Source organism: Nonomuraea sp. NPDC005730 (assembly GCF_040630865.1).
Classification (GTDB): domain Bacteria; phylum Actinomycetota; class Actinomycetes; order Streptosporangiales; family Streptosporangiaceae; genus Nonomuraea.
The window spans coordinates 103,609-127,176 of the sequence record NZ_JBEXYK010000022.1; the positions used below are offsets into that span (position 1 = coordinate 103,609).

The 23,568-nt window shown below is 73.4% G+C and carries 24 protein-coding genes; 8 read left to right on the plus strand and 16 right to left on the minus strand.

All coding sequences use genetic code 11. The features are described 5' to 3' along the window. Positions 1-30: 30 nt before the first annotated feature. The 4 genes from ABZ444_RS25125 to ABZ444_RS25140 all read right to left on the minus strand — a co-directional run bounded on the left by ABZ444_RS25125 (position 31) and on the right by ABZ444_RS25140 (position 4,612). Positions 31-1,587 carry a serine hydrolase domain-containing protein gene (locus ABZ444_RS25125; protein WP_358001336.1) on the minus strand — a complete coding sequence of 519 codons (1,557 nt, stop codon included), beginning with the start codon at positions 1,585-1,587 and terminating at the stop codon, positions 31-33. Between the two features lie 59 nt (positions 1,588-1,646). Then, on the minus strand, positions 1,647-2,501 hold the full coding sequence (locus ABZ444_RS25130) for a M55 family metallopeptidase (protein WP_358001339.1): 855 nt from the start codon (positions 2,499-2,501) through the stop codon (positions 1,647-1,649). Between the two features lie 2 nt (positions 2,502-2,503). Next, the gene (locus tag ABZ444_RS25135) at positions 2,504-3,937 is read right to left on the minus strand and encodes an MFS transporter (protein WP_358001342.1); all 1,434 of its coding nucleotides are present in this window, start codon (positions 3,935-3,937) and stop codon (positions 2,504-2,506) included. A gap of 63 nt (positions 3,938-4,000) precedes the next feature. After that, a complete protein-coding gene (locus ABZ444_RS25140; RefSeq protein ID WP_358001345.1) occupies positions 4,001-4,612 on the minus strand; it encodes a TetR/AcrR family transcriptional regulator in 612 nt (203 codons plus the stop codon). Between the two features lie 69 nt (positions 4,613-4,681). On the opposite strand from ABZ444_RS25140, the gene ABZ444_RS25145 reads away from it, so the two are divergent. Further along, positions 4,682-6,013, plus strand: coding sequence for a M14 family zinc carboxypeptidase (locus ABZ444_RS25145; RefSeq protein WP_358001348.1), 1,332 nt, complete (start codon positions 4,682-4,684; stop codon positions 6,011-6,013). Here the strand turns inward: ABZ444_RS25145 and ABZ444_RS25150 are convergent. Genes ABZ444_RS25150 through ABZ444_RS25165 form a run of 4 tightly spaced genes read right to left on the minus strand, consistent with a single transcriptional unit; the run spans position 5,979 to position 10,139 of the window. Further along, positions 5,979-6,665 carry an alpha/beta hydrolase gene (locus tag ABZ444_RS25150; RefSeq protein ID WP_358001350.1) on the minus strand — a complete coding sequence of 229 codons (687 nt, stop codon included), beginning with the start codon at positions 6,663-6,665 and terminating at the stop codon, positions 5,979-5,981. The two genes, ABZ444_RS25145 and ABZ444_RS25150, sit on opposite strands and share 35 nt — an antisense overlap. Positions 6,666-6,667: 2 nt before the next feature. Further along, positions 6,668-8,002 (minus strand): NAD(P)/FAD-dependent oxidoreductase, encoded by a 1,335-nt coding sequence (locus tag ABZ444_RS25155; protein ID WP_358001353.1) that lies wholly within the window; start codon positions 8,000-8,002, stop codon positions 6,668-6,670. Then, positions 7,999-9,264 carry a kynureninase gene (gene kynU / locus ABZ444_RS25160; protein WP_358001356.1) on the minus strand — a complete coding sequence of 422 codons (1,266 nt, stop codon included), beginning with the start codon at positions 9,262-9,264 and terminating at the stop codon, positions 7,999-8,001. Before kynU ends, ABZ444_RS25155 begins: the two co-directional genes overlap by 4 nt. A gap of 14 nt (positions 9,265-9,278) precedes the next feature. Then, the gene (locus ABZ444_RS25165; RefSeq protein WP_358001359.1) at positions 9,279-10,139 is read right to left on the minus strand and encodes a tryptophan 2,3-dioxygenase family protein; all 861 of its coding nucleotides are present in this window, start codon (positions 10,137-10,139) and stop codon (positions 9,279-9,281) included. 170 nt (positions 10,140-10,309) lie between these two features. On the opposite strand from ABZ444_RS25165, the gene ABZ444_RS25170 reads away from it, so the two are divergent. After that, positions 10,310-10,753 carry an Lrp/AsnC family transcriptional regulator gene (locus tag ABZ444_RS25170; protein WP_358001362.1) on the plus strand — a complete coding sequence of 148 codons (444 nt, stop codon included), beginning with the start codon at positions 10,310-10,312 and terminating at the stop codon, positions 10,751-10,753. Here the strand turns inward: ABZ444_RS25170 and ABZ444_RS25175 are convergent. The 7 genes from ABZ444_RS25175 to ABZ444_RS25205 are packed head-to-tail and all read right to left on the minus strand — an operon-like array spanning position 10,731 to position 16,889. After that, positions 10,731-11,969, minus strand: coding sequence for a carboxylesterase family protein (locus ABZ444_RS25175; RefSeq protein WP_358001365.1), 1,239 nt, complete (start codon positions 11,967-11,969; stop codon positions 10,731-10,733). The two genes, ABZ444_RS25170 and ABZ444_RS25175, sit on opposite strands and share 23 nt — an antisense overlap. Beyond that, positions 11,966-12,943: an amidohydrolase family protein gene (locus tag ABZ444_RS25180; RefSeq protein WP_358001403.1), complete on the minus strand. Its 978-nt coding sequence runs from the start codon at positions 12,941-12,943 to the stop codon at positions 11,966-11,968. Before ABZ444_RS25180 ends, ABZ444_RS25175 begins: the two co-directional genes overlap by 4 nt. A gap of 2 nt (positions 12,944-12,945) precedes the next feature. Beyond that, positions 12,946-13,488 carry a 3-hydroxyanthranilate 3,4-dioxygenase gene (locus ABZ444_RS25185; RefSeq protein ID WP_357981713.1) on the minus strand — a complete coding sequence of 181 codons (543 nt, stop codon included), beginning with the start codon at positions 13,486-13,488 and terminating at the stop codon, positions 12,946-12,948. Next, the gene (locus ABZ444_RS25190; RefSeq protein WP_358001368.1) at positions 13,485-13,910 is read right to left on the minus strand and encodes a RidA family protein; all 426 of its coding nucleotides are present in this window, start codon (positions 13,908-13,910) and stop codon (positions 13,485-13,487) included. The genes ABZ444_RS25185 and ABZ444_RS25190 overlap by 4 nt, the downstream gene beginning before the upstream one ends. Further along, complete coding sequence (locus tag ABZ444_RS25195; RefSeq protein ID WP_358001371.1) at positions 13,907-14,653, minus strand: fumarylacetoacetate hydrolase family protein; 747 nt, start codon at positions 14,651-14,653, stop codon at positions 13,907-13,909. Before ABZ444_RS25195 ends, ABZ444_RS25190 begins: the two co-directional genes overlap by 4 nt. Next, positions 14,650-15,447, minus strand: a complete 798-nt coding sequence (locus ABZ444_RS25200) for a fumarylacetoacetate hydrolase family protein (protein ID WP_358001374.1) — start codon at positions 15,445-15,447, stop codon at positions 14,650-14,652. Before ABZ444_RS25200 ends, ABZ444_RS25195 begins: the two co-directional genes overlap by 4 nt. Positions 15,448-15,455: 8 nt before the next feature. Continuing rightward, complete coding sequence (locus ABZ444_RS25205; RefSeq protein WP_358001377.1) at positions 15,456-16,889, minus strand: 2-hydroxymuconic semialdehyde dehydrogenase; 1,434 nt, start codon at positions 16,887-16,889, stop codon at positions 15,456-15,458. A gap of 173 nt (positions 16,890-17,062) precedes the next feature. Between ABZ444_RS25205 and ABZ444_RS25210 the strand changes: the two genes are divergently transcribed. The 3 genes from ABZ444_RS25210 to ABZ444_RS25220 are packed head-to-tail and all read left to right on the plus strand — an operon-like array spanning position 17,063 to position 20,037. After that, positions 17,063-18,373, plus strand: coding sequence for an MFS transporter (locus tag ABZ444_RS25210; RefSeq protein WP_358001380.1), 1,311 nt, complete (start codon positions 17,063-17,065; stop codon positions 18,371-18,373). A gap of 31 nt (positions 18,374-18,404) precedes the next feature. Next, positions 18,405-19,373: a LysR substrate-binding domain-containing protein gene (locus ABZ444_RS25215; protein WP_358001383.1), complete on the plus strand. Its 969-nt coding sequence runs from the start codon at positions 18,405-18,407 to the stop codon at positions 19,371-19,373. Between the two features lie 4 nt (positions 19,374-19,377). Beyond that, a complete protein-coding gene (locus tag ABZ444_RS25220) occupies positions 19,378-20,037 on the plus strand; it encodes a GntR family transcriptional regulator (RefSeq protein WP_358001386.1) in 660 nt (219 codons plus the stop codon). A gap of 31 nt (positions 20,038-20,068) precedes the next feature. Here the strand turns inward: ABZ444_RS25220 and ABZ444_RS25225 are convergent, their stop codons facing one another. After that, positions 20,069-21,262, minus strand: coding sequence for an amidohydrolase (locus ABZ444_RS25225; protein ID WP_358001389.1), 1,194 nt, complete (start codon positions 21,260-21,262; stop codon positions 20,069-20,071). Positions 21,263-21,402: 140 nt separating this feature from the next. On the opposite strand from ABZ444_RS25225, the gene ABZ444_RS25230 reads away from it, so the two are divergent. The 3 genes from ABZ444_RS25230 to ABZ444_RS25240 form a co-directional block, all read left to right on the plus strand. Next, positions 21,403-22,359: a helix-turn-helix transcriptional regulator gene (locus tag ABZ444_RS25230; protein WP_358001392.1), complete on the plus strand. Its 957-nt coding sequence runs from the start codon at positions 21,403-21,405 to the stop codon at positions 22,357-22,359. A 374-nt stretch (positions 22,360-22,733) separates the two neighbouring features. After that, a complete protein-coding gene (locus ABZ444_RS25235; protein WP_358001395.1) occupies positions 22,734-23,108 on the plus strand; it encodes an STAS domain-containing protein in 375 nt (124 codons plus the stop codon). Positions 23,109-23,287: 179 nt separating this feature from the next. Then, the coding region (locus tag ABZ444_RS25240; RefSeq protein ID WP_358001398.1) for a HAMP domain-containing protein at positions 23,288-23,568 on the plus strand (281 nt) is incomplete at its 3' end.

Sequence of the window (23,568 nt, forward strand, 5' to 3'; positions counted from 1 at the left end):
CCCCGGCTCGTGCTGCAGGCCAACACGGTCCTAGACCAGACCAGGAGGGACGCCGACGGGCGCGGTGCCCTCGGGCTGGGCGGCGAAGCGCAGGCCGAGCAGGCCGAAGCCGCTGAGCAGCAGGTCGCCGTCCCCGTCGAGGCGCAGGGTGAACGGGCCGGCCCGCCACGTCCCGGCGGGTGCGGGGCCGACGGGGGCCTGGAAGGTCAGGCCGACGCGCAGCGTCCCCTCGTCGATCACGGCGAGCACACCCGTCTCGTCGTTGAGCCAGGCGCCCCGAGGGGCGGGCTCCTCCCCCGGCGGGTCGCACGGCTCGTACACGTGCGGCCACCGGATCGACCCGTCGTGGCCGAACAGCAGCCGCCCGTCCTCCGGCACGAGCCAGATCCGGCCGCCCGGAACCTGCGCGTACCAGCGGCCGTCGTCGTCGAGGGCGAGCTCGATGTCGATGGCGCCGGTCGCGGAGATCCGGCCGTCGCCGGCGGGTTCGAGCGTGAGCGTGGCGTCGGTCTCCGGGTCGTGCCAGTGCCCCAGCAGGGCGGGCCGGGCCGCCTCGGCGTCGGCCGGGCGGGCGGGGGCGGGACGGGGGGCCGGGTCCTGGCCGGTGAGGGCGCGGGCCAGGCCGAGGCTGAGGCCGACCGGGTCCAGGCCGCTGTGGTTGGTCAGCACGGCCACGCCGAGCCCGGACTCCGTCAGGTGGAGCAGGTTGCCGACGTAGCCGTGCATGCCGCCGGCGTGGCCGTACCCGGCCGACTCGCCGACGGTCAGGTGGCAGATGCCGCGGGCGTACCGCAGGACGGCGCCGTCGGCGAGCGTGGTCCGCTCCAGCAGCGCGGCGCGCACGTCGGCGCCCAGCACCCGGCCGTCGGCCAGGAAGCCGAACCAGGGGGCGAGGTCGGCGACGCTGGTCACCAGGCCGCCGTCGCCGACCGCGCTCTCCTGCGTGTCGGCCCGCGCGCCGGCGCCGTCGTAGCCATAGGCCATCCGCGGCAGCGGGACGGAGGCGTCGTCGCGGAAGGCGGTGTCGTCCATGCCGAGGGGGGCGAAGAGCCGCTCGCGGGCGAAGTCGGCCAGCGACCGGCCGGTGAGCCGCCGGATCACGACGGCGGCCAGGACGTAGCCGGTGTTGGAGTAGGAGAAGCGGGTGCCGGGCTCGAACGTGGTCCGGCGCATGCCCGCCACGAGCTTCATCAGGCGTTCCTCGTCCATCAGGGTGAACGGGACGCCGGTGACGGCCTGCAGGCCGTACCACTCCGGCAGGCCGCCGGTGTGCCGCAGGCACTGGTCGAGCGTGACGGGCACGCCGAGCCGCAGCTCGGGGACGTGTTCGCGGACGTCGTCCGACAGGCTCAGCCTGCCGTCGCGGGCCAGCAGCAGCAGGCACGCGGCGGTGAACTGCTTGCTGATGGAGGCGATGTCGAAGCGGGTACGGGAGTCGATCGGGACGCCGAACTCGACGGTGGCCATGCCTCTCGCCGCGGTGTGCAGCACCTTGCCGTCGGCGTAGACCCCGACCGCCAGACCCGGCCCGCCGGGGCGGAGGCCGGGAAGGGCGTCGAGCGCGCGTTCTACCTGCTCAAATTCCATCGTTCAAGTATCTGGATGTCCTGGTTCGAAACGCTTGTCCGGAGCGGCAAACCTGGAGGCTACCTGGTTGGTCTGCCGTACAGAGCCATCCTGGCGATCATGGCGTCCGCCGCCAGGTGGTAGCAGGTCGTCACGCATCCGAGCACCTCCCTCGGGGTGGTGAAGGTGGCCGCGAGCGTCTTGTCGGCGATCCGGCGCACGCCCGGCACCAGCTCGCCCAGCTCGGCGGCGGGCGTGGTGGGCATGTCGATCTCCAGCTCCAGCACGCCGGGCAGCTCGACCGGCCGCAGCTCCCCGGCCGAGCGCACGGTCTCCGCGGCCGCCTCCTTGATCAGCCGCCGCGCCTCGGCCGGCGAGAGGCTGTCGGCCGCGGTGTGCCCGTGAGCGATCTTCACGGCGACCGTGCGCACCCCGGGGAACGCCTTGCCGGCGACGTCGCAGATGACGTCGTCGCCGGTGAGCAGCCCCACCGGGACGCCGACGGCGGCCGCCTGAAGGGCGTTGACCTCGGCCTCCGAGACGATCGCGCCGTTGAGCCGCACCTCGTAGAAGTGCGAGGAGTAGGTGTGGGCGAGCACGCCGGGCGAGCCGGCGGCGGCGTGGTAGCCGAGGAACATGGCCACGTCGTGCTCGGCCGAGATGCCCTCGGCCATGCAGTCGAGCTTGGGCGTGCCGAAGATCAGCCGGGCACGCGGGTCGAGCTCCTCGTGCAGCAGGTTGTCCATGGTGCCGTGGCTGTCGTTGACCAGGACGCCGGCGGCCCCGGCCGCGAACGCGCCCTCGATGGCGGCGTTGGCCTCGGCGGTCATCAGGCGCTGCGCCCGCGGATAGCCGTGGCCGGCGCGGGAGACCTGGTCCATGGTGGCGATGCCCGCCACGCCTTCCATGTCGATGGAGATGTAGACGTTCGTCATCGTCACAGGCTTTCACCGGGGAGGACGGACGGCTTCGTCGCCAGGGCAGAAACCGCCTCCCCCTCTTGCGTCTTCCGCACAGTGGCGGGGATGACGAAGGCCGCGGCGACGGCCAGCAGGCCGAGCGCCGCCGACAGCAGGTACGTGTCGACGAAGCTCTGCTCGGTGGGCACCCCGGCGACGGCGCCGGAGGCCAGCACCATGGCGCCGAACTGCGCCCCGAACGTGCCGCCGATGCTCTTGGCGACGAAGACCACGCCGCTGACCCCGGCCGCGCGGTCGCCGGGCACGTCGGCGGCCACGGCGTTGAGCCCGGCGGTGAGGCCGATGGAGGCGCCCAGCCCGATGACCGTCACCGCGGCCATGACCTGCCACGCCGAGGAGTGCCACAGGGCCAGGCCGCCGGTCCCGGCGCAGACGAGCACGCTGCCCAGCACCAGCACCGCGCGCCGGCCGAGCAGCCTGGTCATCGGCCCGACCAGCGGCGCGATCACGGTGCCCGCGACGCCCATGGGGAACATGTAGATGCCGATCCACAGGGTGTCGGCGCCCTGACCGTACCCGGTGCCGGCGGGCGCGGCCAGCATCATCGGCAGCGCGACGACGAGACCGAAGGAGGCGAACCCGAGCAGCACCCCCATGGCGGTCACCCCGGCCGGGGTGCGTCCGGCCAGCAGCCGCAGGTCCACGAGCGGGTCGGCGACGCGCAGCTCGACGACCGCCCACGGGCCCAGCGTCAGCACGGCGGCGGCGAACAGCGCGAGGGTGGCCGGGGCCGTCCAGCCCCAGCTGGAGGCGGCGGTCAGGGCCAGCATGAGCAGGGCCACGCCACCGCCGAGCAGCAGCCCGCCCGCCCAGTCGACGCGGCCGCCGGCCGCGCGCGGGGTGGACGGCACGGTGAACCAGGCCAGCAGGGCGGCCGCCGCCACGCCGGCCGCGGCCAGCAGGAACAGCGACCGGTAGCCGAGGGCCGAGGTGATCGGCCCGGCCAGGATGAGTCCGAGTGCGCTGGCCAGCGCGGCGACGCCGACCATCAGGCCGTTGCCGGTGGCGGCGCGCTCGGGCGTGAGGGTGTCGCGGAACAGCCCCACGGTCAGGGGCAGCACGCCCAGCCAGACGCCCTCGATCGCCATGCCCGTGATCATCAGGGTGATGTTCGGCGCCAGGGCGGCGAGCAGGACCCCGGCGCCGCTGATCGCCATCAGCGCGAGCAGCACGCGCCGCTTGTCGTACATGTCGGCCAGGCGGCCGACGATGGGAGTGGCGATCGCCGAGCTGATGAGCGAGCCGGTGAAGATCCAGGCGAGCGCGCCGGGCGAGGCCCCCAGGTCCTGCTGGACGAGCGGGAGCGCGGGAGAGAGCGTCATCTCCATGGTCTGGAGGACGCCGATGAACAACACCGGTGCGCCGATGACGCCGAAGCCGGATCTGGACATGGTTCTGCCTTTCGGGGTGGGGTGACGTGCGGCCGTGTGGTCCCCCCGAACCCAGGCCGTGATCTAGGCCGGTCCGAGCACCTTCGGCGTGATCAGCGCCAGGGCGGTCTCGACGAAGAACTCCTCGTCGGCCTCGTGGGCGCCCAGCACGACGTTCTGGCCGAGCCCTGACAGCAGCGCCTTCAGCGCGCGGGCCAGGCGGCGCGCCTGTTCCGCGGTGACGGCGGTGCCGCCGTGCTCGCGGCCGGTGAACAGCGCGGCGAGCTCGACCTCGGTCGACCTGATCGAGGTGTTGAGCCTGCGGTGCAGGTCGGGGTCGTTGAGCACGAGGTCGAGCACCCGGGTCTCGAACAACATCCGGCCGGCGGCCTGTGGGTCGGCCGACATGCGCAGGAAGCGGCGGGCCATCTCGGCCACGACCTCCGCCAGCCGCGTGCCGAACCCCCCGGGCTCGGCCGCGCGCAGGTCGAGCGGGCCGACGTAGTCGTCGACCATGGCGGCCATCAGCCCGTTCTTGCCGCCGAACAACGAGTAGACCGCGCCCGTGGTCAGGCCGGCCAGCTCGGTGATGTCCTCCAGCTTGGCCTTCGAGCCGTCCCTGCCGACGATCTCGCGGGCGGCCTCGATCAGCGCGCGCCTGTTGGCGGCCTTGCTTTCCGCTCTGGTCAGCCGCATGACATCTCCTGCATGCCGTAACGATAATCTGATTTACTAGAATAATCCAGATTATCAGGAGGCCCGAAAATGGACGTCGCCCCCCACATGAGCCGCGTGCCCGACTTCACCGCGTTCCCGACGGTGGACCAGATGCACGCCGAGCTCGACGACCTCGCCGCCGCCCACCCCGACCTGGTGCGCCTGCGCCGCATCGGCACCTCCCGCCTCGGCGAGCCGCTGCGCGTGGCCACCATCGGCGCGGGCCCCCACGACGCCGTGATCATCGGCGGCCCCCACCCCAACGAGCCCATCGGCGCCCTCACCGTCAGCACGCTGCTGCGTCAGCTCGTCGAGGACGCCGCGCTGCGGGAGGACTTCGGCTTCCGCTGGCACCTCATCCCCTGCGTCGACCCCGACGGCGCCCGGCTCAACGAGGGCTGGTACGCCCGCCCGAGCGACCGCCGCGCCTACGCCGAGCACTTCTACCGCCCGGCCGAGGCCGACCAGGTCGAATGGACCTTCCCGCTGACCGGCGAGGACTACTTCTTCGACCGCACGCTGCCGGAGACCGAGGCGCTGATGCGGCTGATGGACGAGGTCCGGCCCGCCCTCGTCTACTCCCTGCACAACGGCGAGCTCCAGGGCGCCTTCTACTACCTCAGCCGGAACGACCCCGCGCTCGCCGCCCGCCTGACCGCCGTCGCCACGGCCGAGGGCCTGCCCCTGCACATGGGCCCGCCGGAGCTGCCCGGCGCCGTCCAGATCGCGCCGGCGGCCTACCTGACCCCGCGGGGCGCCGACATCGCCGCGACGTACGGCATCGGCGGCGGCAGCGTCGACTACGCCGAGCGCTTCGGCGCCCTGCACCTGGTCGCCGAGCTGCCCTACTGGGCCGACCCCCGCGTCGCCGACGAGACCCCGACGGGGCAGAAGTACCACGAGACGATCCGCGACTGCCTGGCCGGGCAGCGCGACCTGATCGGCGAGCTGGCCGCCTCGCTCGCCCGCGTCAAGGGCGACCTGACCGTGTCCTCCCCCTTCCGCCGGGCGCTGGAGGACTTCGTCGGCACCCACGACGAGTTCATCGGGGAGTGGGAGGGCCTGGCCGGCACCGACCGCCCGGCCACGGTGGCCGAGGTGGTCGGCGGCCGGCAGCTGGTGCACCTCATGCGGCTGCGGTACTGCGGCACCTACCTGCGCATGCTGGACGCCGAGCTGGCCGCGGGCAACCCGACGCCCGCCGTCCGGGCCGAGCGCGCCCGGCTGGGCACGCGCTTCGAGGAGTGGTTCGAGGAGGCCGAGGCCGACGCGCGGAGCACGCCGATCCCGCTGCGCTCCCTGGTCGCGGTGCAGCTCGGCGCGGCGCTGCTCGCGGCGGACGCCGTCAGGCAGGCAGCAGGGCGGTCAGCTCACGCCTGACCAGCGGCCAGGTACGGCTCTCCGGGTCGATGAGCACGAAGTGGCCCGCCCCCGGGACGCGCACCAGCGACGTCCCCGGGTGGGCCGCCAGGTACGACTCCGAGACCTGGACGGGGACCCGCTCGTCCGCCGTGCCGTGCACGATCACCAGCGGGCCTCGCCGGTCCGGCAGCCGTACCGGGTCCAGGCCGGGATGGTCGTCCGGCGGCCCGCCGAGGAAGTCGGTCACCGCGCCGTCGTCGAGGTCCAGCCGCGCGGCGAGCCGCAGGTCGGCGACCGGGGCCAGGGCGAGCACGGCGGTCCCGGCCGGCGCGGCGCACATGGCGAGATGACCGCCCGCCGAGTGGCCGACGACCACCGACGGCCGCAGCAGGCCGACCGCGGCCCGCAGGTCCGCGACCGCCGCCGCCGGATCTCCCGGCCTGCGGCGGTACTCGACGGCGGCCACGCTGCACCCCGCCCGGTGCAGCGCGTTGGCCATGGGCCGCAGGTGCGTCCGGTCGTACTCCGGGCGCCAGAACCCGCCGTGCACCAGTGCCACCACGGGTCCCTCACCCGGCCAGAGGTCGATCACCTGGTCGGCGTCGGCCCCGTACCGCAGGGTGCGGACCGGACCGGGCGCCGGGCGGGTCAGGACGGCACGGTTCTCCACCCTCACCTCCCGCCGGACCGGCGGGAGCCGAGCCGCGCGAGCCCGGCCGCGCCCGCCGCCAGCAGCGCGGCGCCGACCCCGGCGGCCCCGGCCAGCAGCAGGTGCTGCCGTCGTACCCGCCGCCTGACCTGCGCGTACGGCACCGTGGAGAACGACACCAGCTCGTACCGCGACACGTAGCGGCCGGGCAGCGCGCGTTCGAGCCGGTGCTCCACGCTCCTGGTCAGCCGGTGCACCGGGGAGGCGACCTTGTCGCGCATCTCGACGAAGTTGGCCAGCGCCATCTCGGCGATCGCGTCGGTGTCGTCCCTGCGCCGCAGCTCGAACAGCGGCAGCGCGCGGGCCCAGTCGCCGCCGGTCTCGGTCAGGCACCGGTCGAGCACGGTCACGTCCTCGAAACCGCAGTTGGCGCCCTGGCCGTAGAAGGGCACGATGGCGTGCGCCGCGTCGCCGATCAGGCCGACCCGGCCGTCCGTCTGCCACGGCGCGCAGCGGACGGTGCCGAGCCGGCCGACCGGGTTCTCCATGTACTCCCCTACCAGACCGGGCGCGAGGGGGGGCACGTCCGGGTAGTGGGTACGGAAGTGGCGTTCGATCGCGGCCGGGCTGCTCAGTGAGGAGAAGCTCGACGTGCCGTCGGTCGGCCAGAACATCGTGCAGGTGAAGGAGCGGTCGGGGTTGGGCAGCGCGATCATCATCGAGGTGCCGCGCGGCCAGATGTGCAGGGCGCCGGGGTCGAAGGCGAACTCGCCGGCCACCGGCGGGATCGTCAGCTCCTTGTAGCCGTGGCCGAGGAAGTCCAGACTCTCCCGGATGCCCCGGTGGGCCAGCAGCTCGGCCCGTACGGCCGAGCCGGCCCCGTCGGCGCCGAGCACCACGCCGGCCGCCGCGCGCACCGGGCCGGCCGCGGTGTCGAACTCCATCGCGCCGGTCGCCGGGTCCAGGCCGGTCAGCCGGTGCCCAAAGAAGATCTTCACGCCGGGCGCGGACTCGGCGGCGTCCAGCAGCGTGTTGTTGAGCGCGCCGCGGCTGATGGAGTTGATCGAGCGCACCCCGTCGTGGCTGTACGGCTGGAAGTCCAGCGGCCCGTCCACCGGGTGGATCATCCGGCCGCGCATCGGCAGCGCGCCGGCCATGACCGTCTCCTCCAGGCCGATCCGGCGCAGCGCGTCCAGCCCGCGTTCGGAGATGGCCAGGTTGATCGACCGGCCGCGCTCGGCGAGCCCGGCGCGCGGGTCGGGCCGCCGTTCGTACACGGTCACGTCGAGGCCGCGCCGGGCCAGGTAGCAGGCGAGCAGGCAGCCGGTCAGGCCCGCGCCGACCACGGTGACGTTCATCGGTCCTCCTCGACGCACTCGGCCAGCGCGACGGCCGCGCGCCAGCAGTCGTGGTAGGTCGAGTACAGGGGCGTCGGCGCCAGGCGGACGACGTCCGGCTCACGGGCGTCGGCGATCACCCCGTGCTCGTGGCGCAGCCGCCGGGTCAGCTCGGCCGCGCCGCCGCGCTCGACGCGCAGGGAGAGCTGGCAGCCCCGGCGGGCCGGGTCGCGCGGCGTGACCACCGTGAGCGGCCTGGTGGGGGTGACCCGGTCGAGCAGGCTCTCCAGGTATCCGGTGAGCCGTACGCTGCGGGCCCGCAGTTCGGTCATCCCGATCCGGTCGAAGACGCCGAGCGAGGTGCGTACCGGACCCATCGCGTAGATCGGCGGGTTGGAGACCTGCCAGGCGTCGGCGCTGGCCGGCGGCCGGGAGACCGGCGCCATCTCGAACCGGGTCGCCTGCTCGGTGCTCCACCAGCCCTCCAGCCGCTGCAGCGCCGGGTCGCCCAGGTGCCGCTGGTGGACGAACACGCCGCCGAGGGCGCCGGGCCCGGAGTTGAGGTACTTGTAGGAGCACCAGGCGGCGAAGTCCGGCCCCCACGCGTGCAGTTCCAGCGGCACGTTCCCGGCGGCGTGCGCCAGGTCCCAGCCGACGGCCGCGCCGCTCGCCCGGCCGGCCGCCGTGATCGCCGGGATGTCCATGAGCTCGCCGGTCAGGTAGTTGACGCCGCCCAGCAGGACCAGCGCGACCGTGTCGCCCTCGCGCTCCAGGAAGTCCAGCACCTCCTTGCCGCCGCCCAGCCGGACCACCGTCTCGTCCGGGTCGAGGCCGTGCAGGCGGGCCTGGCTGCGCACGGCGTAGCTGTCGGAGGGGAACGCGGTGTCCTCGATGAGGATCCGGGTCCGCGTGCCGCGCGGCCGGTAGAACGAGACCATCAGCAGGTGCAGGTTGACGGTCAGCGAGTTCATCACCACCGTCTCCTCGGGCAGCGCCCCGACCAGCCGGGCGGCCGGGCCGGTGAGCAGCTCGTGGTAGGGCAGCCACGGACGGGCCCCCTCCAGATGTCCCTCCACGCCGAGCCGGGCCCATGCCGCGAGGTCCTCGTCCAGTTCCGCCCGCGTCGCCCGGGGCTGCAGGCCCAGGGAGTTGCCGGCGAAGTAGGCGCACTCGGGGTGGCCGCCGCCGTCGGCGGGCGGGATCAGGAAGAGCTCGCGGTGGCCCGGGTCGTCGCGGTCGCGGCGCAGGGCGTCCTGCTCGGCGGGCTTCCAGTCGTCGATCACGTCTCGTCCGTTCTTCACATGTGGGTCCGGGCGGACCACAGCTCGGGGAAGACCACCCGCGCCATGCTGCGTTCCAGCCAGGCCAGGCCGTTGGAGCCGCCGCTGCCGGGCTTGGCGCCCATCGACCGGCGGACGGCCGTCACGTGCTGGTAGCGCCAGTCGCCGAACTGTTCCGCCACGTCGGTCAGCGCCTCGCCGAGCAGCCGCGGCGCGTTGCCGGGGCCGGTGTCGCGGTACACCTCGACCCAGGCCCGCTCGACGGCCGGGTGCGGCTCGTGCTCGACGGCGAAGTCGCGCTCCAGCAGCTCGCGGGGGAGGTCGTGGCCGCGCCGGGCCAGCAGGGCGATGGCGTCGTCCCACAGGCTCGGCGACTCCAGGGTGGTGAGCAGGTCGCGGTGGGTGCGGTCCTGGCGTCTGAACGGGCGCAGCAGGGCCGGGTTCTTCAGCCCCAGCAGGAACTCCACGTGCCGGTACATCGCCGACTGCAGGCCGCTGGCCTCGCCGAGCTCGTCCCGGAAGCGGTTGAAGTCGGCGGGGGTCATCCAGCGCAGGCCGCGCCAGCTCGCGTTCAGGCCCTCCAGGTGCAGCGCGGTACGGCGCAGCGGGTCCAGCGCGCCCCACACGTCGTCGGCGCGCAGCCGCTCCTGCGTGTTGCGCAGCTCGAAGGCGATGAGCTTGAAGTACAGCTCCATCACCTGAGTGATCATCAGGAACGACATCTCGCCCGCGTCGTCGCTCATCGGGTGCTGCAGCTCGTGCAGCACGTCGGTGCGGACGTAGGCGTCGTAGGGGGTGCGGGTCTCGAAGTCCAGGGTGGGAGCTCCGCCCGTCGCCCTGGCTCTTTCGGCGCGTTCCTCCGCCGTGGTCGGCCGCACTGCCAAAAACTGTCGCGTCGCGTCCACGCGCTTGCCCTTCTCTTAGCCTGCAGTCCCATGATGGCGTCGGGATGATGGAGAAGGAATGCCACATGGAAGGCGATATCGCGATATAGGCTTATGTTTTGGTATAAATCGGGATCTAGGGCTTACGAACGGAAGGCGCGATCGTGGACGAGACCGACTGGGAGTTGCTGCGCGAGCTCCAGGACAACGCCCGGCTCTCCCTCAAGGAGTTGTCGCGCCGGATCCACCTGTCCGCGCCCTCGGTGGCCGACCGCGTACGGAAGCTGGAGGAGTCGGGCGTGATCACCGGCTACCACGCGACGGTGGACCCGGTGCGGGCCGGCTGGCCGGTCTCGGCCTTCATCCGCATGTCCTGCTACGGCACGCGCTGCGTGCTGCGCGACCCCGAGGTGGCCGGCTGGCCGGAGGTCCGCGAGATCCACCGGGTCACCGGCGACGTGTGCAGCATCCTGCGGATCGTGGCGGTCTCCATGGTCGCCTTCGAGGACCTGATCGACCGCCTGGCGGTCTACGGCCCGCCGTCCAGCACCATGATCCTGTCCACCCCGCTCCCCGGCCACCCCCTCACCACCCCCGACGGCCCGTGACCCCGTCCGCCTCGCGGCCGGCCGGGGTCGTCCACGGGCCCGTGCCGTCGTGGCAGAAGCGGGCGAAGGCGGTGCTCATCGAGTGGGCCAGGGCGTCCACGCGGGGGCCCGTGCCGGTCAGCGGTGTTCCGTGGGTGCCGAAGTAGAGGGGCACGTCCACCAGGTGGCAGGCGCCCAGGTCGACGCCGTCGTGGCTCATCGGCGAGCGGTGTCCGCAGACGCGGTGCCCGGCGGGGCCGTGATGGGCGTCGGCGAGCTCCTGGGCGGGCCCGGCGAAGAGCTCGCCGGTGTCCAGGCCGTCCTGGCCGATCGCGGTGAACAGGCGGGTCTCCTCGGCCGTCGTCGTCACCAGCAGCGGGACGCGCGCGGCGGCGCCCGTGCGGACGGCCTCCACCGGGTGGACGGCCAGCAGGTCGCCGTCCACGACGGGCGCGGCGGGCAGCAGCCCCGCGGCCGGGGCGCAGGCGCGTACGGCGGCCTCCTCGGCGGCCAGCAGCCCGGCGAGCGGCACGGCGTACGGGTCGCCGCCGAGCGCGGAACGTGCCACGGAGGTCCAGGCGGCGGCCTCGGCGGGCGTGCGGAACCCGTACGGGACGGGGCTCATCGCCGCCGCCCTGGCGAACAGGCCGGGCGCGCACGTCATCAGGGCCAGCACGCAGGTGCCCCCCGCCGAGTGCCCGGCCAGGGTGACGTTCGCCGGGTCGCCGCCGAGGGCCGCGATGTTGGCGCGCACCCACTCCAGGGCCGCGATCTGGTCGCGCAGCGCCAGGTTGGCCGGCACGCCGTCACCGTGCCAGAAGCCCGGCAGGCCGAGCCGGTAGTTCACGGTCACCACGACCAGGCCGTGGTCACGGGCGAGGGCGGTGCCGTCGTACATCGCCTGGGAGCCGGAGCCGAAGACGAACGCGCCGCCGTGCAGGAAGACCAGCACCGGGCGGCGCCCCTCGGTGGCGGGCGTCCAGACGTTGAGGAACAGGCAGTCCTCGGCCGACGTGGCCGGGTCGATCTCCAGGCCCGGCACCCAGGCCATGCGGCCGGGCCGCTGCGGGGCGGGCGGGCCGGGGGTGCGGGCGTCCGCGACGCCCGGCCAGGGGCGCGCGGGCTCCGGCGCGGCGAGGCGGCGGGCGGGCGCGGCGTAGCGCACCCCCTTGAACGTGCTCACGCCGCCGGCCCGGATGCCGCGCAACGCCCCGAGAGGCGTCTCGGCGACCGTCATCCCCCGAGCCCCAGGAAGGCGGCGGCGTTGCCGCCCAGGACGGCGGCGCGGCCCTGCTCGTCCAGCTCGGCGCAGGCGCGCACCACCGCGCCCGGCTCCTGCTCCCCCAGCGGGAACGGGAAGTCGGTGCCGAGCATGACCCGCTCGGCCCCCATCACCTCGACCAGCAGCCGCAGGGCGCGCGGGTCGAACACCGCCGAGTCCACGTAGAAGCGGTCGGTGTAGGCCGACGGCGGCCTGGGCGAGTGCTCGCGGACGATGTCGCGCTGGTGCCAGGCGTTGTCGGCCCGGCCCAGCAGGTAGGCGAAGCTGCCGCCGCCGTGGCAGAAGCACAGCCGCAGCGAGCTCGGCAGCCGCTCGAACGCCCCGGACAACATCAGCGACAGGATGCCGAGGTGGGTCTCGGCCGCCATGCCGACCAGCCACGGGAGCATGTGGCCGCGCATGCGGTCGGCGCCGAGCATGTCCCAGGGGTGGACGAGCACCGGCATGTCCTGCTCGGCGCAGTGCGCGAGGAAGGCGACGATGTCGGGGTCGTCCAGGTTGCGCTCGCCGACGTGGTTGCCGATGTGCACGCCGCGGTGACCGGCGGCCTTGGCCTCGGTGACGGTCTTGGCGGCCAGGGCGGCGTCCTGCAGCGGCACCTGACACAGCGGCAGCAGCCGGTCGGGGGCCTGCGCGCAGTGGTCGAGCACGCGGTCGTTGACCATGGCGCACCACTCGGCGGCGCGGGCCGGGTCGGCCGCGTAGCCGAACAGCAGCGGGGTCGAGGAGACCGCCTGCACGGCCACGCCGGTGCGGTCCATGGCGGCCACGCGGGCCCCGGCGTCCCACAGCTCCGGCGTGACCGGGCGGTAGTCGTCCTCGCCGCTCATCATCATGCCGTCGCGCAGCCACGGCTCACCGGCCCCGGCGAGCGTCCTGGCCTCCTCGCGGGAGATCCGCGGGAAGACGTGCGCGTGCACGTCGATCATGGTCACCGGACCACCGGCCGCAGGTGGTCCGGCCAGTCCTTGCCGGGGTGCTCGGCGCCGCAGTGGGGGCACGTGCGGTCGCCCTCGTGGAAGGCGCGGAAGACCGGCGGCAGGTCGTCGACGATCGACTGGAGCTGCACCTCGGCGCGGTGGACCAGGCGGTGGCAGTTGACGCAGTACCACTCGAAGGCGTCCAGCGCGCCCTGCGGGCGGGCGAACTCCACGACCAGGCCGATCGAGCCGGGCACCGGCCGCTGCGGCGAGTGCCGCACGTGCGGCGGCAGCAGGAAGACGTCGCCCTCCCCGATCTGCACGTCCACCGGCGGCTTGCCCTCCTCCTCCATGACCCGCAGCACCATGCCGCCCCTGAGCTGGTAGAAGAACTCCTCGATCGGGTCGTCGTGGAAGTCGGTGCGCTGGTTGGGCCCGCCCACGATCGTCACCATGAGGTCGGCGTCCTTCCAGATCTGCGCGTTGCCGACCGGCGGCTTGAGCAGGTCCTGGTGCTCGTCGATCCACTTGTTCAGGTTGAAGGGGGGGATCATGCCTGGCTCCTTTGCGGGATGATGGCGATGCAGGAGATCTCGATCAGCAGGTGCGGGTGCGGGAGCTGGTGGACGGCGACCGTGGTGCGGGCGGGGCCGCTCTCGTCGAAGTACTCGCCGTAGACCTCGTTGTAACCGCCGAAGTCGTTCATGCTGACCAGGTACGCGGTCACGTTCACCACGTCGTCCAGGCCGCCTCCGGCGGCGGCCAGCAGGTCGGCGATGTTCTCGATCACCGCCCTGGTCTGCTCGCGGATGTCGAGGCTGGTGGTGCCCAGCTCGTCGGCGCTCGCCCCGGCGAAGGAGCCGTCGGGGCGGCGGGAGCTGGTGCCCGACACGAACACGAAGTCGCCGGCCCGCTTGACGTGCGGGAACCGGCCGCGGGGCCGGGCCTTGCCCTCGACCAGCAGCGCGTCGCTCATCGGGTGGTCACCTCCACGTGTCCGAGGCCGGCGGCGCCGACGCGTACGTGCGCCCCGGCGGGCAGCGGCACCGCCGCCGTGGCCGCACCGGCCAGGACGATCCAGCCGGCCTCCATCTCGATCCCGGCGGCCCTGGTCAGCCGGGCGGCCGCGGTCAGCGCGCGCAGCGGGTGGCCGAGGATGGCCGCCGACGAGCCGCCGGCGACCTGGCGGCCGTCGATCTCCATGACCAGGCCGAGGTTGCCGATGTCGCCGGCGTCCTGCGGGCGGCGCCAGGGGCCGACGCCGAAGCCGCTGGCCGAGGCGTTGTCGGCGATGACGTCGGGCAGGGTGAAGCTGAAGCCCTCGTAGCGGGAGTCGAGCACCTCGTACCCGACCGCGACGCCGCCGACCGCCGAGGCGACGTCGGTGGTGCCGCGCACCGGCCGGTCCAGCAGGAACGCGATCTCCGGCTCGATCCGCGGGTGGATCAGGCCGGCGGTGTCGAGCCGGGACTCCACCAGCATGGCGTCGGTGAGCAGGCCCCAGATGACGTCGTCCACGCCCATCTGGGCCATCTTGGCGCGGCTGGTGAAGCCCATCTTGACGCCGATGAGCCGCTCGCCGCGGGCCAGCCGCCGCTCGATCAGGGCGCGCTGCACCTCGTACGCGGCGGGCACGTCGAGGTCGGCCGCGTCGGTCAGGCGGGGGATGGCGCGGCCGGTCAGGGTGGCCTCGTCCAGGCGTTCGGCGAGCGCGTTCACCGCTCCTCCTTCTCGTCGTCGGCGGCGAAGGCGGCGCGGACGTCGCCCAGCCCGTCGATGCGGGCCTCCAGCACGTCGCCCGGCCGCACCGGGACGACCGGACCGAGCGCCCCGGTCAGCACGGTGTCGCCCGCCTGGAGCGGACGGCCGAGCGCGGCCAGCGTGTCGGCCAGCCAGACCGCGGCGTGCAGCGGGTGGCCCAGGCAGGCCGCGCCGACGCCGGTCGAGACCTGCTCGCCGCGCCGTTCGATGACCATCCCGGCCAGCCGCAGGTCCACGTCGCGCAGCGGGACCGGGCGGGTGCCGAGCACGTACAAGCCGGAGGAGGCGTTGTCGGCGACGGTGTCGGCCAGGGTGATGTCCCAGTCGCGGATGCGGCTGCCGACGACCTCGATCGCGGGCAGCGCGAACGCCGTCGCGGCGATCACGTCGGCGACCGTGTGACGCTCGTGCGGCAGGTCGCGGTCGAGCACGAGCGCGACCTCGGCCTCGGCGCGCGGCTGGAGCACCGCGCCGGCCGGGATCTCCTCGCCGTCGGGCACCGCCATGTCCGCGAACAGCACGCCGAAGTCGGGCGAGCCGACGCCGAGCTGTGCCTGCACGGCCTTGCTGGTCAGCCCGACCTTCCGGCCGGTGATCCGCCTGCCCTCGCCGAGCCAGTGCTCGGTGAGCAGGCTCTGCACCGCGTAGGCCGCCTCCAGGCCGTCGACCAGGTCGCGGACCGGCTCGCACGGGCGGCCGGACGCGTACGCCTCCAGCAGCCGCGCGGCGGCGGCGCGATGGTTGTCTGTCACTTCTGTCCTCATATCTTGACGCACACGTTGACCGGCTCGGAGAAGAAGTCGAGCGAGTACTCGCCGCCCTCACGCCCGATGCCGGAGGCCTTCACGCCGCCGAACGGGGTGCGCAGGTCGCGCAGGTTCCAGCAGTTGACCCAGACGATGCCGGCCTGGATCCGGGGTGCCACGCGGTGGGCGCGCGACAGGTCGGTGGTCCACACGGTGGCGGCCAGGCCGTACGGGCTGTCGTTGGCCAGCCGGACGGCCTCGTCCTCGTCGTCGAAGGGGGCGACGTGGCAGATGGGGCCGAAGACCTCCTCGCGGACGGTCCTGGCGTGCGGCGGCAGGCCGGTGATCACGGTGGGCTCGACGTGGAAGCCGCCGTCGCGGGCGTCGCCGAACTCCGGCACGCCTCCCCCGGCCAGCACCGTCGCGCCCTCCTCGACGGCCAGCCGGTAGTAGGACAGCACCTTGTCCCGGTGCTGCGCCGAGATCATCGGCCCGTAGCCGCGCAGGTCCCTGGCCCGCTCGGCCAGCGCCCGGGTGAACGCCTCGAAGATCGGGCGCTGGACGTAGACGCGCTCGGTGCACAGGCAGATCTGGCCGGAGTGGGTGAAGCTGGAGCGGATCGTGCCCTCGACGGCCTCCTCCAGGTCGGCGTCGGCGAAGACCAGGGCCGGGTTCTTGCCGCCGAGCTCGAAGGAGACCGGGGTGACGTGCGCGGCGGCGTTGCGCATGATGGCGCTGCCGGTGGCCGAGGCGCCGGTGAAGGCGATGGCGTCCACGCCGGGGTGCGCGGTCAGGTGCTCGCCGGCCGCCCCCGCGCCGTGGCCGTGGACCAGGTTGAACGCGCCGGCCGGCAGGCCCGCCGCGTCGATCACCTCGGCCAGCAGGGTGGCGGTGGAGGGGGTCTCCTCCGACGGCTTGGCCACGACGGCGTTGCCCGCGGCCAGGGCCGGTGCGACCTTCCAGGTGAGCAGCAGCAGCGGCAGGTTCCACGGCGAGATGACGGCGACCACGCCGAGCGGGCGGCGCACGGTGTAGTTGAGCGCCTGCCCGCTGCCGCTCCAGGCCGGGACGCTGGTGGAGTAGGCGCGCTCGGGGCGGCCGTAGGCGAGGTCGGCGTAGGCGCGGAAGTTTCCGGCGGCGCGCGGGATGTCCACCGTCGCGGCCAGCTCGCGCGGCTTGCCGGTGTCGGCGGCCTCGGCCTCGACGAACTCCTCGAACCTGGCCTCGATACCGTCGGCGATCCGGCGCAGGTACGCGCACCGCTCCTCGGTGGAGGTGGCTCCCCAGGGGCCGTCGAGGGCGGCGCGGGCGGCCCGGACCGCCTCGTCGACGGTCTCGCGGGACGCCTCGGGGACCGCCCCGACGGTACGGCCGTCGACGGGCGAGATGAGGGGGAAGTCCGTCCCCGCCGTCGTGAAGACGCCGTTGACGTAGTGCGCGGGCTTCATGGTCGACATTCTGCTGATCGCTCGCCATAACAGTCCAATACCGAAATGTCGCCTGACTATCATTATTTCGTTATATGTCGGTTCTGCTATGCCTGCCGACCGAATCGGTATTCGTTCTGGCATACCACCAGCGTGCATCCTCTTCCGTACCCTCATTCGGAAGGCACAGAGAGATGGACACAGATCGCCGCCTGGCCGCCCGCCGCGTCTCGCGGGCCGCCTTCATCGGCACCGCCATCGAGTGGTACGACTTCTTCCTCTACGGCACCGCCGCGGCCCTCGTCTTCAACAAGCAGTTCTTCCCCGCCATGGACCCGGTCGCCGGCTCCATCGCCTCCTTCGGCACCATGACCGTGGGATTCCTCGCCCGCCCGATCGGCGGCATCGTCTTCGGCCACTTCGGCGACCGGATCGGGCGGCGCAACACGCTCGTCGTCTCGCTGCTCATCATGGGGATCGGCACCACGCTGATCGGCGTGCTGCCGACGTACGACAGCCTGGGCGTGTGGGCGGCGGTGCTGCTCGTGGTGATGCGCATCGCCCAGGGCATCGGCCTGGGCGGCGAGCTCGGCGGCGCGGTGGTGCTGACGATGGAGCACGCGCCGAAGGGCCGGCGCGGCCTGTTCGGGGCGTTCCCGATGATGGGCACCCCGGCGGGCATGTTGTGCGCCAACGCCGTCTTCCTCGGCACGTCCTCGCTGCTGGGCGAGGAGAGCTTCATGGCCTGGGGCTGGCGGGTGCCGTTCCTGCTCAGCATCGTGCTGGTGGCGGTCGGCCTGTACCTGCGGCTGCGCATCGAGGAGAGCCCCGACTACGCCGACCTGGTCGAGCGGCGCAAGCCGGTCAAGCTGCCGATCGCGGTGGTGCTGCGCGATCACTGGCGCGAGGTGCTGCACACGATCGGCGTGATCATCGGCAACAGCGCGCTGGCCTACATCTTCATGGTCTACATCCTCGGCTACGGCGAGGCCGCGGCCGGCCTGTCACGGACGTTCCTGCTCAGCTGCGTGATCGGCGGCGCCGCCGTGTGGCTGGTCACCGCGCCGCTGTGGGCCCACCTCGGCGACCGGCACGGGCTGCGTTCCGTCTTCACCTGGGGCTCGGTGGTGCTGCTGGCCGGCGCCCTGGCGATCCTGCCGGTCGTCAACACCGGCAACAAGCCCTTCATCGCGCTGTTCATGGTGGTGATGGGCGCGGTGCTGGCCATGACGCACGCGCCGCAGGGCACCCTGACCGCCAGCTTCTTCCCGGTCGCGATCCGGTACTCCGGCACGTCGGTGGCCTACCAGCTCGCCTCGCTGCTGGGCGGCGGAATCACGCCGCTGGTGGCCGCCTCGCTGTTCGCCTCGACCGGGACCTCGCTGTCGATCACCGCCTATCTGGCCGTGGTGACGGCCATCAGCCTGGTCGCCGCCCTGCTGATCCCCCGCAACGACGCCGAACGCCTGGGTGACCAGCCGGTTCCCGCCGACATAGCGAAATAGGGCAGGCTAGCCCTGGTCATATGATGATTTCGTGATATCTCGTCCGCTGGACCTGCTGAGCGGCCGGCTCAAGCTGCGGCATCTCGTGCTCGTGACCACCATCGCCGAGCAGGGCGGCGTCCTGCGCGCCGCCGAGCACCTCCACCTGGCCCAGCCCGCCGTGACCCGGGGGCTGCGGGAGGTGGAGCAGATCCTCGGGGTGGAGCTGTTCACCCGCGGATCGCGCGGTGTCACCCCCACCCTCTTCGGCGAGGCGTTCGTCGAACACGCCCGCGCCGTTCAGGCCGAGCTGCGCCGCGCGGGCGAGCGCATCGCCGGCCTGGCCGACGGCACGGCCGGCACGGTCACCGTCGGCACCCTGCTGGCCGCCACGAACGTGCTGCTCCCCCGCTCGATCGCCGCGCTCAAGGCCGAGCGGCCGGGCATCACCGTGATCGTCAAGGAGGGCACGTTCGACTCGCTGGTGCCCCAGCTCACCGGCGGCGACCTCGACCTGATCCTCGGCCGGCTCAACCCGATCGAGGACCGCCCGGACCTGCGCCAGATCCCGCTCTACAACGAGCCCGTGCTGCTGGTCGCCCGCGCCGGGCACCCGGCGGCGCACGCCCGCGCGCTGGCCGAGCTGCTGGACTACCCGTGGATCCTGCCGCTGGAGCAGACCTCGCTGCGGGGGGAGCTGGAGCAGGTGTTCCACCGCACCGGGCTGCCGCTGCCGCCCGACCGCACCGAGTGCACCTCCATCCTGACGATCCGCTCCCTGCTGCTCGGCACGGACATGATCGCCGCGCTGCCCGCGCTCTTCGTCAGGACCGACCCCCAGCTCCTCGAACTCCAGGTGCCGCTGCCGTCGGTGCGCCGCTCGGTCGGCGCCACCCTGCCCGGGGCCCGCGCCCTGACGCCCGCGGGCAAGGTCATGCTCGCCCACCTCCAGCAGCAGGCACGGCGCCTCGACACCGGGGACGCGGACAGCCCGTCCGGTGCGGCGCCGGTGGGAGACTGAGGGCATGATGGCAGGAGCCGGGTTCGAGCCCGAGTCCGTACGCGTCATCCGGCGGCTGCGCGACGACATCCTCGACGGCGTCCGCCCGCCGGGCAGCAAGCTCGTCGAGCGCGACCTGGCCACCGAGCTCGGCGTGAGCCGGGTGCCGGTGCGCGACGCCCTGGCCACCCTGGCCGCCGAGGGGCTGGTGACGTTGCGGCCCCGCACCTGGGCCGTGGTGCGCGAGTTCACCGCCCGCGACGTCGCCGACCTGGTGGAGGTGCGTTCGGCGTTCGAGGCCGTCACCTTCCAGCTCGCCGCCCGGCGGCACGACGCGCAGGGCCTGCGGCGGCTGCGCGCCGACCTCGACGCGGAGCTGCGGGCGGCGCGCGCCGGCGACGCGATCCGCGCCCGGCGGGCCGCCGCCGACTTCCACGAGACGGCCACCGCCATCGCGGGCAACGACCTGCTGGTCGAGCTGGGGCAGGTGCTGCGCAGCCGGATGCGCTGGCTGCTCGGCCGGCACGACGACCTCCAGGTGGTCGCCGACGAGCACCGCGAGCTCTTCGAGGCGATCGCCGCCCGCGACGTGACCCGCGTCGGCGAGCTGGTCGCCCGGCACGGGGCGACCAGCGGCCGGCTCATCAGGGAGCACGCCGACCGGCGGCGATCCGGCGGTCCCTGACCCCGCGCGGGTCAGGCGCCCAGGAGGTGGGTCAGGCGCCCAGGAGCACGTCGCCGTCGCGGGCGACCACCCGGCCACCGGCGACCACGAGCGCCCGCGGCGGCACCCGCACGAGCGCGTCCGGCACGTTCTCGGCGTCGACGAGCACGACGTCGGCCCGCGCCCCCGCGACGAGGTCGTGCCGGTCCCGGTGCACGAACGGCGCCGCCTTGGTCGTGGCCAGCTCCACGGCGGCGGTGAGCTCGTCGTCGGAGCGCAGCCCGTGCAGCCGGGCGAAGCCGAGGGCGATGCGCAGCAGGTCGCCGTCGCCGAACGGCGACCACAGGTCCCTGATCCCGTCGGTGCCGAGGCCCAGGCCGATGCCGCGCTCGGCCATGCCCCGCCACGGGAGGGGCGCGGTGCGCACCGGCGCGACCGTCGCCCAGGAGATGCCCGCCGCGGCGAGGTCGTCGAGCAGGCCGCGCTGGCGTTCGGGGGCCAGGTCGCCGAGGGCGAAGCCGTGGGAGACGGTGACCTTGCCCTGAAGGCCGGTCCTGAGGGTGCGGTCGATGATCAGCTCGTACTGGAAGGCACCGAGCTCGCCGCCGTCGTGCAGGTGGATGTCCAGGCCGACGCCGCGGCGCTCGGCGATCTCGAACAGGCCGTCGAGCTGGGCGACCGGGTCCCGGTCGATGGTCGCGGGGTCGATGCCGCCGATGCTGGTGGCGCCCGCCCGCGCCGCCTGGTCGAGCAGGTCGAGCACGCCGGGCCGGCGGATGACGCCGTCCTGCGGGAAGGCCACGATCTCGACCTCGATCGCCCCGTCGAGCCGCCGCACGGCCTCGCGGACGGCCTCGATGCCGCGCAGCCCGACCCCGAGGTCGACGTCGACGTGGGTGCGGGTGGCCGTGGTGCCGTGCCGCAGGAACTCGCGCAGCACCGCCACCGTGCCGTCGACGCCGGGGATGCCGTACTTGTCCCGTTCGGCGCGCTCGTGCTCGATGCGGCCCTGCGTGGTCGCCACGCCGCCGTACGACACCCAGGGCCGGCCCCACCAGCTCTTGTCGACGTGGGCGTGGGCGTTGACGAAGCCGGGCAGGGCCAGCAGGCCGCGGCCGTCGACCAGCTCGCCGGCGGGCGGGGTGGTCCCGGCCGGGAGCACGGCGGCGATCCGGGTACCGTCGATGGTCAGGTCCACGGGGGCGCCGCCCCAGAGGCGCACGTTGGAGATCGTCCAGGAAGTCACCCGAAAATGGTATACCAAAAGTGGATCGTCCCTGGCAGAGGGCCCTGTCCCGGCTTCGTCCAGCCGTTGTCGTAGTCGCCTGAGAAAATCGGCACGGGCCGCGGCAGGCGCGGTCCCACCGACCGGGAAGAGGTGGTCCGATGGACCCAGAGGTCTTCGACAGCCGTGACATCGGCCAGACGGAGGAGTTCCTCAGCAAGGCATACGCCAAGATGCGCATCGGCTCCGACGTCAAGAACCCCCGCACCCGGATCTCGCGCCAGGTCATGGGCTCGGTCAGCATCGACCGGCTCCACCTCGAATACGCGATGAGCTACGACGTCAACCCGCTCGGCAAGGTGTGCCTGTGCGCGGTCGAGACCGGCACCATCGCCCAGCAGGTCGCCGGCGGGCCGGACGAGCTTTTCGGCCCCGGCGACACGGTGCTGTTCGCCCCGCACGACCTGCCCTACGCCGGCGAGATCCGCCGCTCAAGGTACGACATCATCATGTTCGACCCCGCGCTGCTGCAGCAGGTGGCCGGCACGCTGCCGGGCCGCCGGGCCGAGCCGGTGCGGCTGGTGGGGCACCGCCCGGTCTCCGCCGCCGCCGCCCGCCATCTGCGGCGCACGCTCGCCTATCTGCGCGACGACGTCCTGGCCGCCCCCGAGCTGGCCGCCGAGCCGCTGGTCGTCTCCACCGCCGGGCAGCTCCTGGCCGCCAGCGTGCTCACCACCCTGCCGACCAACGCCGACGACGCCGCCCCCGGCTCCGCCCGTCCCGAGGCACTGCGCCGGGCGACGGCCTTCATCGACGACCACGCCGACCTGCCCATCGGCATCGACGAGATCGCCACCGCCGCCCGGGTCAGCGCCCGCGCCCTCCAGTACGCCTTCCGCCGGCACCTCGGCACCACCCCGCTGGGATACCTGCGCCAGGCCCGGCTGGCCCGCGCGCACGCCGAGCTCAAGGCCGGCGGTCCCGCCACCACGGTGACCGCCGTCGCCGCCCGCTGGGGCTTCTTCCACCCCGGGCGCTTCGCCCAGCTCTACCGGGCCGCCTTCGGCTGCTCGCCCGGCGACACCCTCCGCTCCTCGGCCGAGCCCCGCCGCGACTGATCCTCGGGTGCCCGTTTCGTTCTATGGACAGGAGTGAGCCGGATTCTTCGTCTCATGTGCTGACCCGCCACTGTTGAAGGCTCAAGGGTTGGAGGCGAGCACCGATCGCCGCGGCACGGAGGAGATGATCGCGATTGAGTCCCGGCCGTAGCGGCGACATGGCGCGTCCGCGGCGAGGGCACAGCCGCAGGCCAGGCGATCGAGAGGCAGCACAGTCGGGGTGGCCGCGCCCTCCGGGCGACCGTATCGGTCACGTGATCGAGCCGATCCCGCCGCCGGCCTGTGATGCCTGACCTCCTTCGCCGGCCGTCACACCCGTCCGCCTGCCGTTCCGGCCGGACGGGCCTTCGTGCTGCCCGCCCCCTGGTGGAAGCGTGACGCCTCTGAGCATGAGCTGCCGCGACCTGCCCGGCGGCGTGCTGGTGACCGTGATCGGCGAGCTCGACTCCTCCAACTCACCGCGGCTGGAGTCCTTCACCGAGCGGCACCTGCGGCCCGGGGCGGGGATGGTGCTCGACCTGGGCGGGCTGACCTTCATGGACAGCCGCGGCCTGCACGTGTTGTTACGCCTCGACGCCGCGGTGCTCGAAGGCGGCGGCGTCCTTCGACTGGCCGGTGTGCAGGAGCTGCCCGCGCGGGTGCTCCAGGTCACCGGCGTGTGGTCATCGCTGACCGTCCACGCCCAGGTGGACGACGCCGTGGCCGCGATGGGCGCGCGGCGCCCCGACAGCCTCCGCGAGTCGTCGTGAGCGGCCCGCGCCGCATCTCGGCGTTCGGGGCTGAAGATCATGAGTGCCGGCTCTAGAATCCGGATGACCAACAACCACGACTGTTCCGTCAATGACCTCGATCATGGCCTCCTGATTGGGGCCGTTCGCGAGGTCACCAGCAGGACAGTCCTGACAACGTCGTAGGACACGAGGGTGACATGAGCGAAGCGATGACCGGTGGCTCCCGTTCCGCGTCCGGGGGCGCCGAGGTCGGCGAGCTTCGGCTGCGTCAGCTGCTCGGCGGGCTGACGGCGGTCCGGGACGGCGATTTCCGTACGCGTCTGCCCGAGGATGCCGACGGGTTGCTGGGTGAGATCGCCTCGGTGTTCAACGGCATGGTGGATCAGTTGTCGTTGTTCACCTCCGAGGTGACGCGGGTGGCGCGTGAGGTGGGCACGGACGGGCGGCTGGGTGGTCAGGCCGATGTGCCGGCGGTGTC

Excerpts from the sequence above, each read along its gene's own strand:
- ABZ444_RS25125 (WP_358001336.1), bottom strand. The coding sequence starts at position 1,587 with ATGGAATTTGAGCAGGTAGAACGCGCGCTCGACGCCCTTCCCGGCCTC.
- ABZ444_RS25130 (WP_358001339.1), bottom strand. The coding sequence starts at position 2,501 with ATGACGAACGTCTACATCTCCATCGACATGGAAGGCGTGGCGGGCATC.
- ABZ444_RS25135 (WP_358001342.1), bottom strand. The coding sequence starts at position 3,937 with ATGTCCAGATCCGGCTTCGGCGTCATCGGCGCACCGGTGTTGTTCATC.
- ABZ444_RS25140 (WP_358001345.1), bottom strand. The coding sequence starts at position 4,612 with ATGCGGCTGACCAGAGCGGAAAGCAAGGCCGCCAACAGGCGCGCGCTG.
- ABZ444_RS25145 (WP_358001348.1), top strand. The coding sequence starts at position 4,682 with ATGGACGTCGCCCCCCACATGAGCCGCGTGCCCGACTTCACCGCGTTC.
- ABZ444_RS25155 (WP_358001353.1), bottom strand. The coding sequence starts at position 8,002 with ATGAACGTCACCGTGGTCGGCGCGGGCCTGACCGGCTGCCTGCTCGCC.
- ABZ444_RS25175 (WP_358001365.1), bottom strand. The coding sequence starts at position 11,969 with ATGACGGTCGCCGAGACGCCTCTCGGGGCGTTGCGCGGCATCCGGGCC.
- ABZ444_RS25180 (WP_358001403.1), bottom strand. The coding sequence starts at position 12,943 with ATGATCGACGTGCACGCGCACGTCTTCCCGCGGATCTCCCGCGAGGAG.
- ABZ444_RS25185 (WP_357981713.1), bottom strand. The coding sequence starts at position 13,488 with ATGATCCCCCCCTTCAACCTGAACAAGTGGATCGACGAGCACCAGGAC.
- ABZ444_RS25190 (WP_358001368.1), bottom strand. The coding sequence starts at position 13,910 with ATGAGCGACGCGCTGCTGGTCGAGGGCAAGGCCCGGCCCCGCGGCCGG.
- ABZ444_RS25205 (WP_358001377.1), bottom strand. The coding sequence starts at position 16,889 with ATGAAGCCCGCGCACTACGTCAACGGCGTCTTCACGACGGCGGGGACG.
- ABZ444_RS25210 (WP_358001380.1), top strand. The coding sequence starts at position 17,063 with ATGGACACAGATCGCCGCCTGGCCGCCCGCCGCGTCTCGCGGGCCGCC.
- ABZ444_RS25220 (WP_358001386.1), top strand. The coding sequence starts at position 19,378 with ATGATGGCAGGAGCCGGGTTCGAGCCCGAGTCCGTACGCGTCATCCGG.
- ABZ444_RS25230 (WP_358001392.1), top strand. The coding sequence starts at position 21,403 with ATGGACCCAGAGGTCTTCGACAGCCGTGACATCGGCCAGACGGAGGAG.